Annotated in this window: 12 protein-coding genes; 10 read left to right on the forward strand and 2 right to left on the reverse strand. The window is 57.9% G+C overall.

From position 1 onward, the window contains the following. The first annotated feature begins 46 nt into the window (after positions 1 to 46). Complete coding sequence (gene queE, locus WFO70_RS15340) at positions 47 to 718, forward strand: 7-carboxy-7-deazaguanine synthase QueE (RefSeq protein WP_337017230.1); 672 nt, start codon at positions 47 to 49, stop codon at positions 716 to 718. Between the two features lie 87 nt (positions 719 to 805). On the opposite strand, the gene queD is transcribed toward queE, so the two are convergent. Next, positions 806 to 1,171 carry a 6-carboxytetrahydropterin synthase QueD gene (queD, locus tag WFO70_RS15345; RefSeq protein WP_333854482.1) on the reverse strand — a complete coding sequence of 122 codons (366 nt, stop codon included), beginning with the start codon at positions 1,169 to 1,171 and terminating at the stop codon, positions 806 to 808. A 304-nt stretch (positions 1,172 to 1,475) separates the two neighbouring features. Here queD and cysJ point away from each other — a divergent pair, with 304 nt between their 5' ends. The 3 genes from cysJ to cysH all read left to right on the forward strand — a co-directional run bounded on the left by cysJ (position 1,476) and on the right by cysH (position 5,801). Then, positions 1,476 to 3,281, forward strand: a complete 1,806-nt coding sequence (gene cysJ / locus WFO70_RS15350; RefSeq protein ID WP_337017234.1) for an NADPH-dependent assimilatory sulfite reductase flavoprotein subunit — start codon at positions 1,476 to 1,478, stop codon at positions 3,279 to 3,281. Next, positions 3,281 to 4,993 carry an assimilatory sulfite reductase (NADPH) hemoprotein subunit gene (cysI, locus tag WFO70_RS15355; protein WP_337017236.1) on the forward strand — a complete coding sequence of 571 codons (1,713 nt, stop codon included), beginning with the start codon at positions 3,281 to 3,283 and terminating at the stop codon, positions 4,991 to 4,993. Before cysJ ends, cysI begins: the two co-directional genes overlap by 1 nt. Positions 4,994 to 5,066: 73 nt before the next feature. Further along, positions 5,067 to 5,801, forward strand: a complete 735-nt coding sequence (cysH, locus tag WFO70_RS15360) for a phosphoadenosine phosphosulfate reductase (RefSeq protein ID WP_337017238.1) — start codon at positions 5,067 to 5,069, stop codon at positions 5,799 to 5,801. Positions 5,802 to 5,890: 89 nt separating this feature from the next. Here the strand turns inward: cysH and WFO70_RS15365 are convergent, their stop codons facing one another. After that, positions 5,891 to 6,934 (reverse strand): aminopeptidase, encoded by a 1,044-nt coding sequence (locus WFO70_RS15365; protein WP_337017239.1) that lies wholly within the window; start codon positions 6,932 to 6,934, stop codon positions 5,891 to 5,893. A 239-nt stretch (positions 6,935 to 7,173) separates the two neighbouring features. Here WFO70_RS15365 and cysG point away from each other — a divergent pair, with 239 nt between their 5' ends. The 6 genes from cysG to ftsB all read left to right on the forward strand — a co-directional run bounded on the left by cysG (position 7,174) and on the right by ftsB (position 12,351). Beyond that, the gene (gene cysG / locus WFO70_RS15370) at positions 7,174 to 8,532 is read left to right on the forward strand and encodes a siroheme synthase CysG (RefSeq protein ID WP_337017240.1); all 1,359 of its coding nucleotides are present in this window, start codon (positions 7,174 to 7,176) and stop codon (positions 8,530 to 8,532) included. Positions 8,533 to 8,541: 9 nt separating this feature from the next. Continuing rightward, a complete protein-coding gene (gene cysD, locus WFO70_RS15375) occupies positions 8,542 to 9,450 on the forward strand; it encodes a sulfate adenylyltransferase subunit CysD (protein ID WP_106994471.1) in 909 nt (302 codons plus the stop codon). Between the two features lie 9 nt (positions 9,451 to 9,459). Further along, complete coding sequence (gene cysN, locus WFO70_RS15380; RefSeq protein WP_337017242.1) at positions 9,460 to 10,887, forward strand: sulfate adenylyltransferase subunit CysN; 1,428 nt, start codon at positions 9,460 to 9,462, stop codon at positions 10,885 to 10,887. Then, positions 10,887 to 11,492 carry an adenylyl-sulfate kinase gene (gene cysC / locus WFO70_RS15385; RefSeq protein ID WP_337017244.1) on the forward strand — a complete coding sequence of 202 codons (606 nt, stop codon included), beginning with the start codon at positions 10,887 to 10,889 and terminating at the stop codon, positions 11,490 to 11,492. The genes cysN and cysC overlap by 1 nt, the downstream gene beginning before the upstream one ends. Before the next feature lie 56 nt (positions 11,493 to 11,548). After that, a complete protein-coding gene (locus tag WFO70_RS15390; RefSeq protein ID WP_337017246.1) occupies positions 11,549 to 11,872 on the forward strand; it encodes a DUF3561 family protein in 324 nt (107 codons plus the stop codon). A gap of 167 nt (positions 11,873 to 12,039) precedes the next feature. Continuing rightward, positions 12,040 to 12,351 (forward strand): cell division protein FtsB, encoded by a 312-nt coding sequence (gene ftsB, locus WFO70_RS15395; RefSeq protein WP_032613637.1) that lies wholly within the window; start codon positions 12,040 to 12,042, stop codon positions 12,349 to 12,351. Positions 12,352 to 12,354: the final 3 nt, after the last annotated feature.

A 12,354-nucleotide genomic window follows, 5' to 3' on the forward strand; every position in this document is an offset into this window, starting at 1 on the left:
CGGGGATCTGCGATACTTAACGTTTATCCCCTTCTTTGAGATGACTATGCAGTACCCGATTAACGAGATGTTCCAGACCCTGCAAGGCGAGGGTTACTTCACCGGCGTTCCCGCTATCTTTATCCGTTTGCAGGGATGCCCGGTTGGCTGTGCCTGGTGCGACACCAAACATACCTGGGATAAGCTTGCGGATCGGGAAGTGTCGCTGTTTAGCATCCTGGCGAAAACCAAAGAGAGCGACAAATGGGGCGCGGCAAACCCGGAAGATCTGCTGGCGATTATTGGCCGTCAGGGCTGGACCGCGCGCCACGTGGTGATCACCGGCGGCGAGCCCTGCATCCATGACCTGATCCCGCTGACCTCGCTGCTCGAAAAAAACGGCTACAGCTGCCAGATTGAGACCAGCGGCACCCACGAAGTGCGCTGCTCTCACACCACCTGGGTCACCGTGTCGCCAAAAGTGAACATGCGCGGCGGTTACGATGTGTTATCCCAGGCGCTGGAGCGGGCGGATGAGATCAAACACCCGGTCGGACGCGTACGCGATATCGAAGCGCTGGATGAGCTGCTCGTGACGCTGACCGACGACAAACAGCGGGTAATTGCCCTGCAGCCGATCAGTCAGAAAGAGGACGCTACCCGTCTGTGCATCGAAACCTGCATTGCGCGTAACTGGCGTCTGTCGATGCAGACGCACAAGTACCTGAATATTGCCTAAAAAAAGCCCGGTGGCGCTAGCGCTTACCGGGCCTGGGGTTCGAGGCTTTTGTTGGCCGGGTAAGGCGAAGCCGCCACCCGGCAAGCATCACTCTCCGCGATAGATACAGCCTGCGGTGCAGGTCTCTTTGATCATCACCGCGCTCAGCAGTGGCACCAGCGGTTTCATCTCATTCCAGATCCATTTGGCCAGCACTTCGCTGGTCGGGTTTTCCAGTCCAGGAATATCATTCAGATAGTAGTGATCGAGGCGGTTATAGGTCGGTTTAAACGCCGCTTTCAGTTCGGAGAAGTCCATAATCCAGCCCGTATGCGGATCGACCTCACCCGTAATTTCAAGGCGCACCATAAAGGAGTGCCCGTGCAGGCGACCACATTTATGGCCTTCCGGGACGTGAGGGAGATGGTGGGCGGCTTCGAAGATGAAATCTTTAAACAGTGTGGTGGACATCATGAACTCTCAAAAATGCGGAAAAAACCGCCGCATAATACCGGAAAGCACCTTTTTTATCATTACCTAAAACAGCCATTCCTCCCCGTCACGCTGTAAGTGGTTACTCACCTCGTTTTTATTATTATATTTCAAAAGGTTAATTAATCGTTTTTATCGTTAAGAACGATAGTAAAAACAGGTTAGTCCATTTGGTTATTTATTATTTCCATCCCGTCTTTAATTGTTATGATCCGCGCCGTTAACCTTACACTCTGTTCTGTCTTTCAGATAAAAATTCAGCTTTGCTACTGGAACATAACGACGCATGACAACACAGGCCCCACCTTCAAATTTGCTTCCCCTGAACCCGGAGCAACTGGCACGCCTGCAGGCAGCCACCACTGATTTTTCGCCTACCCAGCTTGCCTGGGTCTCCGGTTATTTCTGGGGAATGCTCAATCAACAGCCGGGTGCTGTAGTGAGTGCACCGGCTGCGGCCGTTGAGATCCCGGCAATTACGCTTATCTCCGCTTCGCAGACCGGCAACGCCCGTCGCGTGGCGGAAGCGCTGCGGGACGATCTGCTGGCGGCCAAACTGAACGTGAACCTGGTGAACGCCGGGGATTATAAATTTAAGCAAATCGCGTCAGAGAAGCTGGTTGTCGTGGTGACCTCGACCCAGGGCGAAGGTGAGCCGCCTGAAGAAGCGGTGGCGCTGCATAAGTTTCTGTTCTCGAAGAAAGCGCCAAAACTGACGGGCACCGCCTTTGCGGTCTTCGGCCTCGGCGACTCTTCCTACGAATTCTTCTGCCAGTCCGGCAAAGATTTTGACAGCAAGCTGGCTGAACTGGGCGGCGAGCGCCTGCTGGATCGCGTGGATACTGACGTCGAATACCAGGCCGCGGCGGCCGAATGGCGCGCGCGCATTGTCGATGTGCTGAAAGCCCGCGTGCCGAAAGAGACCCCCGCGCAGGCGGCGGTGACCGCGGCTGGCGTGGTCAACGACATCCACACCAGTCCATACACCAAAGAAGCCCCGCTGACGGCGAGCCTCTCGGTGAATCAGAAAATCACCGGTCGTGATTCTGAAAAAGACGTCCGCCATATCGAAATCGATTTAGGCGACTCCGGCCTGCGCTACCAGCCAGGTGATGCTCTTGGGGTCTGGTATCAGAACGATCCGGCGCTGGTGAAAGAGCTGGTTGAGCTGCTGTGGCTGAAGGGCGATGAGCCGGTCAGCGTAGACGGCAAAACGTTGCCCCTCGCTGAAGCGCTGGAGTGGCATTTCGAGCTGACCGTCAACACCGCGAACATCGTGGAAAACTACGCCACCCTGACCCGCAGCGAATCCCTGCTGCCGCTGGTGGGTGACAAAGCCAAACTGCAGCAGTATGCCGCCACCACGCCAATCGTGGATATGGTGCGTTTTGCCCCGGCACAGCTGGATGCCGACGCGTTAATTGGCCTGCTGCGTCCGCTGACGCCGCGCCTCTACTCTATCGCCTCCGCCCAGGCCGAGGTGGAAACTGAAGTCCACGTTACCGTGGGCGTGGTGCGCTACGACATCGAAGGTCGCGCCCGTGCCGGTGGTGCCTCGAGCTTCCTGGCGGATCGCGTGGAAGAAGAGGGTGAGGTGCGGGTCTTTATCGAGCACAACGACAACTTCCGTCTGCCGGCTAACCCGGAAACGCCAGTGATCATGATTGGCCCGGGCACCGGTATTGCACCCTTCCGCGCCTTTATGCAGCAGCGCGCCGCCGACGAGGCGCCGGGTAAAAACTGGCTGTTCTTCGGCAACCCGCACTTCACCGAAGATTTCCTCTACCAGGTGGAGTGGCAACGCTACGTGAAAGAAGGGGTGCTGAGCCGCATCGATCTGGCCTGGTCCCGGGATCAAAAACAAAAAATATACGTACAAGACAAACTGCGCGAACAGGGCGCAGAGCTGTGGCGCTGGATCAATGACGGTGCCCACATTTATGTCTGCGGCGACGCCAATCGCATGGCGAAAGACGTTGAGCAGGCACTGCTGGAAGTGATTGCTGAATTCGGTGGCATGGATACTGAATCGGCGGATGAATTTTTAAGTGAGCTGCGCGTCGAGCGCCGTTATCAGCGAGATGTCTACTAATGAGCGAAAAACATCCTGGCCCTCTGGTGGTCGAAGGCAAACTGACTGATGCCGAGCGCATGAAGGTTGAGAGCAACTACCTGCGCGGCACCATTGCCGAAGATTTAAATGACGGTCTCACCGGCGGTTTCAAAGGCGACAACTTCCTGCTGATCCGCTTCCACGGCATGTACCAGCAGGACGATCGCGATATCCGCGCCGAGCGTGCTGAACAGAAGCTGGAGCCGCGTCACGCGATGCTGCTGCGCTGCCGTCTGCCGGGTGGCATCATCACCACCAAACAGTGGCAGGCGATCGACAAGTTTGCGGGTGAAAACACGATTTACGGCAGCATCCGTCTGACCAACCGTCAGACCTTCCAGTTCCACGGCATTCTGAAGAAGAACGTGAAGCCGGTGCACCAGATGCTGCACTCCGTCGGGCTGGACGCGCTGGCGACCGCCAACGACATGAACCGTAACGTGCTCTGCACCTCGAACCCGTACGAGTCCGAGCTGCACGCCGAAGCCTACGAGTGGGCGAAGAAGATCTCCGAGCACCTGCTGCCGCGCACCCGCGCTTATGCAGAGATCTGGCTCGATCAGGAAAAAGTCGCCACCACGGACGAAGAACCGATCCTTGGCCAGACCTACCTGCCGCGTAAGTTTAAAACTACGGTGGTGATCCCGCCGCAGAACGATATCGATCTGCACGCCAACGACATGAACTTCGTGGCGATTGCCGAGAACGGCAAGCTGGTGGGCTTTAACCTGCTGGTGGGCGGCGGTCTCTCTATCGAACACGGCAACAAGAACACCTATGCCCGCACCGCGAGCGAGTTCGGCTATCTGCCGCTGGAGCACACCCTGGCGGTGGCGGAAGCGGTAGTGACCACCCAGCGCGACTGGGGTAACCGTACCGACCGTAAAAACGCCAAGACCAAATACACGCTGGAGCGCGTGGGCGTGGAGACCTTCAAAGCGGAAGTGGAGCGTCGCGCAGGCATCAAGTTTGAGCCGATCCGCCCGTATGAATTCACCGGTCGCGGCGATCGCATCGGCTGGGTAAAAGGTATCGACAATAAATGGCACCTGACGCTGTTTATTGAGAACGGCCGTATCCTGGACTATCCGGGCCGTCCGCTGAAAACCGGCCTGCTGGAAATTGCGAAGATTCACAAGGGCGAGTTCCGCATCACCGCCAACCAGAACCTGATTATTGCCGGGGTGCCGGAAAGCCAGAAGGCGAAGATCGAGAAGCTGGCGCGGGATCATGCCCTGATGGAGGCAGTCAAACCGCAGCGTGAAAACTCGATGGCCTGCGTCTCCTTCCCGACCTGTCCGCTGGCGATGGCCGAAGCCGAACGCTTCCTGCCGTCGTTCACCGACAAAGTGGAAGCGATTCTGGAAAAACACGGCATTCCTGACGAACATATTGTTATGCGCGTCACCGGCTGCCCGAACGGCTGCGGCCGCGCGATGCTGGCGGAGCTGGGGCTGGTGGGCAAAGCGCCGGGGCGTTACAACGTCCATCTGGGCGGAAATCGCAGCGGGACCCGCATTCCGCGTATGTATCGCGAGAACATTACGGAACCAGAGATTCTTGACTCTCTGGACCTGCTTGTCGGGCGCTGGGCGAAAGAGCGCGAAGCGGGTGAAGGCTTCGGCGACTTTACGGTGCGTGCGGGCATCATTCGCCCGGTGCTCGATCCCGCAAGGGATTTCTGGGAGTAACCTCCCACGCGTTTATCAGTTGTAGGCCGGGCAAACGCAGTGCCGCCCGGCAAAACAGGCAAATGAGGTTTTTATGTCCGAACTCGATCTAAACGCCCTTAACGATCTCCCCAAAGTCGAACGCATTCTGGCGCTGGCGGAAACCAACGCTCAGCTGGAAAAGCTGGATGCCGAAGGCCGCGTCGCCTGGGCGCTGGAAAATCTGCCGGGTGAATACGTGCTGTCGTCGAGCTTTGGTATTCAGGCGGCGGTCAGCCTGCATCTGGTGAACCAGATCCGTCCTGACATCCCGGTGATCCTCACCGATACCGGCTACCTGTTTCCGGAAACCTACCAGTTTATCGATGAGCTGACGGACAAGCTCAAACTGAACCTGAAAGTCTACCGCGCGCCGGAAAGCGCGGCCTGGCAGGAGGCGCGCTACGGCAAGCTGTGGGAGCAGGGCGTGGAGGGCATTGAGAAATACAATGCCATCAACAAAGTCGAGCCGATGAACCGGGCGCTGTCCGACCTCAATGCCAGAACCTGGTTTGCCGGTCTGCGCCGGGATCAGTCCGGTAGCCGGGCGTCCTTACCGGTGCTGGCGATCCAGCGCGGGGTATTCAAGGTGCTGCCGATTATCGACTGGGATAACCGGACGGTGTACCAGTACCTGCAAAAACACGGGCTGAAGTACCATCCGCTGTGGGATCAGGGCTATCTGTCAGTGGGAGATACCCACACCACGCGCAAATGGGAGCCGGGTATGGCGGAAGAAGAGACCCGTTTCTTTGGCCTCAAGCGCGAGTGCGGGTTGCACGAAGGGTAATTTTTGTGCCCGGTGGCGCTGCGCTAACCGGGCCCGGTGTTCGTGCCCTTTGTAGGCCCGGTAAGGCGTAGCCGCCACCGGGCATGATCTCAGGCCTTACCTGCTTTCGCCAGCTCCTTCACCAGCGGCAGCATCACCCGCACCACGTCCCGACTGCGGTGTTCAATCCGCTTTGGCAGCGCCTCGTCAATGTACTGCAGATTATCCAGCCTGACGTTATGCCAGCTCGTTCCCTGCGGGAAGGCCTTCGATTTCGCCCGCTGCTGATAACCGTCTTTCTTACCCAGTGACCAGTTAGTTGCCTCGACATAGAGCACCGGGATCCCGGCCTTATCGAAGATTTCGCCGTCATTACAGCATCCGGTCCCTTTCGGGTAATTGGCGTTGCCGCCCGGGTTGGTGGCGGCAAAGATCCCCTGGGTACGGGCAATCGCCAGCGCGCGGTCGCGGGTCAATTTGCGCACCGGGGCAGGGGTGGTTTTACCGCTGTTGAAATAGAGCTTATCGCCGACGATGAGATTATCGAGATTGATCACCAGCAGGGTGTTTTTCTTCTCGGCCGGGCTCATGCGGTTAAGCACGTTCTCGGCACCCAGGCGGCCCTCTTCTTCGCCGCTGGTGGCAATGAAGCGGATGCTGTACTGGGTGGGGATGTTTTTCAGCTGCTCGGCCAGCTCCAGCATCACCCCGACCCCTGCGGCATTATCATCGATGCCCTGTAAGGTGAGACCGCCGAGGTTGTTATCGGCATCGCTGTCGCTCATCGGGGCGTAGGTATCCAGATGCGCCAGGATAATAATTTGTTGTGCCGCTTTACCCTCATGGGCCGCAATCACGGTGCTGCCGGTCACGTTGTGCCAGTTTTTGCTCTGATTGCGTGAGGTATAGATGTAGCGGCTCTGGAAGGTGCGGATATCGCTCTGGTAACCCATGTCGGCGAACTGTTGGCGGACATAATCAGCGGAGAGCATTTCGGCAGGGGTGCCGGTCATACGGCCCGGGAAAAAGGTCGCAATATGACGCGCCTGCGTCGCGGCGATCTCACCCAAAGGGAGGGGGTTAGCCTGCGCGGGTAAGATAAAGCAAACGCCGAGCGCCAGGATAGCGATACGGTGGCGCATTGCGGAAAACATAGTGAGTCCTTAAAAAATAGAGCAAAATTTTACCGCGCTTAGTATGAAACTGTGACCGCGCTTACACAATTTGAATTGCTCTTAAATGCCCGTAATTACGCATGTTAAGCACTTTTTGATATTTGCTTTTCCAGCGCGTTATTCCATTGAGTAACTACTCATTCCAATTCGTAATTTCATTCGCTATGAGCAGCCCCCTATAGTCCCACTATTCCTGGTTGTTAGCGAGTTGTAGCATTGTGGATTACCTTCCTTTATTTGCTGACATAAAAGACCGTCCGGTCCTGGTGATCGGCTGCGGTGAAATCGCCGAGCGCAAAATTGCCTTTTTACACCGGGCAGGCGCGCGCGTGCAGGTGGTTGCCGAAGCGGACTTTGATGAAGCGCAAATCGACAATGTGGTACTGGTGATTGCCGCAACTGAAAACCGCACACTCAATCAGCGCATCTCTGACGCCGCCCATGCCCGTCACCGTCTGGTGAACGTAGTGGACGATCAGCCGCTGTGCTCGTTTATCTTCCCGTCAATTGTCGACCGCTCGCCGCTGCTGGTGGCGATCTCCTCCGGCGGCACCGCGCCGGTGCTGGCGCGCGTTCTGCGGGAAAAAATCGAAGCGCTGCTGCCGACCAGCCTGGGCCGGATGGCCGAGAAAGCCAGCTTCTGGCGCAACCATCTGAAAACCCGCCTGACCAGCGTGGCGGAACGCCGTCGTTTCTGGGAGCGCGTTTTCCGCGGCCGCTTTGCCAGCCTGATGCAGGCCGGTAACGAGACGGCGGCGCAGAAGATCCTCGAAGACGAGCTGGATAACCCGGGCAGCACCGGCGGAGAGATCATCCTCGTCGGCGCGGGGCCTGGCGATGCCGGATTACTGACGCTTCGTGGTCTGCAGGTGCTGCAGGATGCGGACGTGGTGTTCTACGACCATCTGGTCACCGACGGCGTGCGCGAGCTGATCCGTCGCGACGCCGAGCAGATCTGCGTCGGCAAACGCGCGGGCGGGCACGCCGTGCCGCAGCATGAAACCAATCAGATGCTGATTGACGCGGCGAAAGCGGGCAAAACCGTGGTGCGTCTCAAGGGCGGCGATCCCTTCATCTTTGGCCGCGGCGGCGAAGAGCTGCAGGCCGCCGCTGAAGCGGGCGTGCCGTTCCAGGTGGTGCCGGGGATCACCGCGGCCTCTGCCGTGACGGCTTATGCAGGTATTCCCCTGACCCACCGGGATTACGCTCAGAGCGTCACCTTTGTCACCGGCCACTACAAAGCCGACAGCGCCCCGTTCGACTGGACCCATCTGGCCCAGAGCCGACAGACGCTGGCGATCTACATGGGCACCATGAAGGCCGCTGAAATCAGTGAACAGCTTATTCAACACGGGCGCGATGCAGATACGCCTGTGGCGGTGATATCCCGCGGCACGCGCGTCGATCAGCACGTGGTGACCGGCACATTACAACACCTTGCAAGCCTGGCGAAAGACGCCCCGATGCCCGCCCTGATTGTGGTGGGTGAAGTGGTGCAGCTGCACAGCACGCTCGCCTGGTTTCAACACACTACCGACACAGAAGGGTTTGGCTCTTCTGTCGTAAATCTGGCTTAAGGAACGGTTATGGACCAAAAACGACTGACTCACCTGCGGCAGCTTGAAGCGGAGAGCATTCATATCATCCGCGAAGTGGCCGCCGAGTTCGCGAACCCGGTAATGATGTACTCCATCGGCAAAGACTCCAGCGTGATGCTGCACCTGGCGCGTAAAGCCTTTTATCCGGGCACGCTGCCGTTCCCGCTGCTGCACGTGGATACCGGCTGGAAATTCCGCGAGATGTATGAGTTCCGTGACCGCACCGCCAAAGCCTATGGCTGCGAACTGCTGGTACATAAAAACCCGGAAGGGGTGGCGATGGGTATTAACCCGTTCGTCCACGGCAGCGGCAAACACACCGACATCATGAAGACCGAAGGGCTGAAGCAGGCGCTGAACAAGTACGGCTTTGATGCGGCCTTCGGCGGCGCGCGCCGTGATGAAGAGAAATCCCGCGCCAAGGAGCGCATCTACTCCTTCCGCGACCGCTTCCACCGCTGGGACCCAAAAAACCAGCGCCCGGAGCTGTGGCACAACTACAACGGCCAGATCAACAAAGGCGAAAGCATTCGCGTCTTCCCGCTCTCCAACTGGACCGAGCTGGATATCTGGCAGTACATCTATCTGGAAAATATCGAGATCGTTCCGCTGTATCTGGCGGCTGAACGTCCGGTGCTGGAGCGTGACGGCATGCTGATGATGATCGACGACGATCGCATCGACCTGCAGCCGGGTGAAGTGATCAAAAAGCAGATGGTGCGCTTCCGTACTCTCGGCTGCTGGCCGCTGACCGGCGCGGTGGAGTCCAACGCGCAGACGCTGCCGGAGATCATCGAAGAGATGCTGGTGTCGACCACCAGCGAGCGACAAGGGCGCGTGATTGACCGCGACCAGGCAGGCTCGATGGAGCTGAAGAAACGTCAGGGTTATTTCTAAGGAGCCGCCATGAATACCACTATTGCTCAACAGATTGCGGATGAAGGCGGCGTCGAAGCCTACCTGCACGCACAACAGCATAAAAGCCTGCTGCGTTTTCTGACCTGCGGCAGCGTCGATGACGGCAAAAGCACGCTGATTGGCCGTCTGCTGCACGATACCCGTCAGATCTATGAAGATCAGCTCTCTTCCCTGCACAACGACAGCAAACGTCACGGTACCCAGGGCGAGAAGCTCGATCTGGCCCTGCTGGTGGATGGCCTGCAGGCGGAGCGCGAGCAGGGCATCACCATCGACGTGGCCTATCGCTACTTCTCCACCGAGAAGCGCAAATTTATTATCGCCGACACCCCGGGGCACGAGCAGTACACCCGTAATATGGCGACCGGTGCCTCAACCTGCGACCTGGCGATCCTGCTGATCGACGCCCGTAAAGGGGTGCTGGATCAGACCCGTCGCCACAGCTTTATCTCCACGCTGCTGGGGATCAAGCATCTGGTGGTGGCGGTCAACAAGATGGACCTGGTGAACTTCAGCGAAGAGAAGTTTAACGAGATCCGCGAAAGCTACCTGACCTTTGCCGAACAGCTGCCGGGCAACCTCGACATCCGCTTCGTGCCGCTCTCGGCGCTGGAAGGGGATAACGTGGCCTCCCAGAGTGTGAGCATGCCGTGGTACAGCGGCCCGACGCTGCTGGAAGTGTTAGAGACCGTTGAGATCCAGCGCAGCGTCGAAACCCAGCCGATGCGCTTCCCGGTGCAGTACGTGAACCGTCCAAACCTCGATTTCCGCGGCTTCTCCGGCACCCTTGCCTCCGGCAGCGTGCAGGTGGGGCAGCGCGTGAAAGTGCTGCCGTCAGGCGTGGAATCCACAATCACTCGTATCGTCACCTTTGATGGCGATCTGCAGGAAGCCGGGGCAGGCGAAGCCGTTACCCTGGTGCTGAAAGACGAGATCGATATCAGCCGTGGCGACCTGCTGGTGGATGCGCAGGAGACGCTGCCTGCGGTGCAAAGCGCCGCCATTGATGTGGTGTGGATGGCCGAGCAGCCGCTGTCTCCGGGCCAGAGCTATGACATCAAGATTGCCGGTAAGAAAACCCGCGCCCGCGTGGACGGCATTCACTATCAGGTGGATATCAACAATCTGGCGCAGCACAGCGTCACTGAGCTGCCGCTGAACGGCATCGGGCTGGTGGATTTCACCTTCGACGAACCGCTGGTGCTGGATCAATATCAGCAGAACCCGGTGACCGGCGGCCTGATCATTATCGATCGCCTGACCAACGTCACCGTGGGTGCCGGGATGGTGCGCGAGCCTAAAGCGCAGGCAAGCGTGGTGCCGTCGGAATTCAGCGCCTTTGAGCTGGAGCTGAACGCGCTGGTACGCAAACACTTCCCGCACTGGGGCGCACGCGATCTGCTGGGAGGCAAGTAATGGCGCAGCATGATGAGAACGTCGTCTGGCATCCTCATCCGGTTACTGTCGCCGATCGCGAACAACTCCACGGTCATCGTGGGGTTGTGCTGTGGTTTACCGGGCTCTCGGGCTCCGGTAAATCCACCGTCGCGGGCGCGCTGGAAGAGGCGCTGCATAAAGCGGGCGTCAGCACCTATCTGCTGGATGGCGACAACGTGCGCCACGGGCTGTGCAGCGATCTCGGCTTTAGCGATGCGGATCGCAAAGAGAACATCCGTCGGGTGGGCGAAGTGGCCAGCCTGATGGCCGATGCCGGGCTGGTGGTATTAACGGCGTTTATTTCGCCGCACCGTGCCGAGCGGCAGTTCGTGCGCGAGCGCGTCGGTCAGAACCGCTTTATCGAAGTCTTCGTCGATACCCCGCTGGCGATCTGCGAGCAACGCGATCCGAAGGGGCTGTATAAAAAAGCCCGCGCGGGTGAACTGAAAAATTTCACCGGTATTGACGCAGTTTATGAAACCCCCGATGCGCCCGACATCCATCTGGAAGGTCAACAATTGGTAACAAATTTAGTGAGCCAATTATTAGACCTGCTCAGACAGGGCGATATTATCAGATCCTGAGATGGTATTGATGGGGTGGCAACCCCCATCAATATGTCATGGTCACAGGATCAGCTATGCGAAACAGTGAGAACTACCTTATCACCGGGTCGGACAGGGTATCGACAAATGACGAGACGACCTGGTCTTTCCCCGGGGCGATTGTCGGCTTCGCGTCATGGCTGATGGCACTGGGCATCCCTTTCCTGTTTTACGGCAGTAATACCCTGTTCTTTTTCCTCTATACCTGGCCTTTCTTCCTGGCGCTGATGCCCGTTGCCATAGTGGTGGGGATTGCGCTGCACTCTCTGCTCAACGGCAAGCTGCTCTACAGTTCATTCACCACCGTGATGACGGTGGTGGCAATGGTTGGACTGTTATTTTTGTGGCTCATGGGATAAGTTCAGCCATAATTCAAACCGTCACTAACTGTGTCACGGTGTTGGCTGGCGCGAATCTGCAAAAAAAATGTGGTACATTTGCCCGCAATGGTGCGGCATCTCTGTAGCCCCGATGTAGAGTCGTGGGAAAAGTTATGGGATGATGATGCCGTTTTTCAGGGGGCAGGATGGGTAAACTTACGCTGCTGTTGCTGGCATTGCTGGTCTGGCTTCAGTATTCACTGTGGTTCGGTAAGAACGGCCTTCACGATTACAGTCGCGTCAGCGATGACGTGACGGCGCAGCAGGCAACAAATAGCAAACTAAAAGCGCGAAACGATCAGCTGTTTGCGGAAATTGACGATCTCAATGGCGGACAAGAGGCCATTGAAGAGCGCGCACGCAACGAACTCAGCATGACTAAGCCGGGCGAAACCTTCTATCGTCTGGTGCCGGATGCGTCTAAACGCAACCAGGGCTCAGTACAAAACACCCGATAATCA

This window comes from Leclercia sp. AS011, assembly GCF_037152535.1.
Lineage (GTDB): Bacteria > Pseudomonadota > Gammaproteobacteria > Enterobacterales > Enterobacteriaceae > Enterobacter.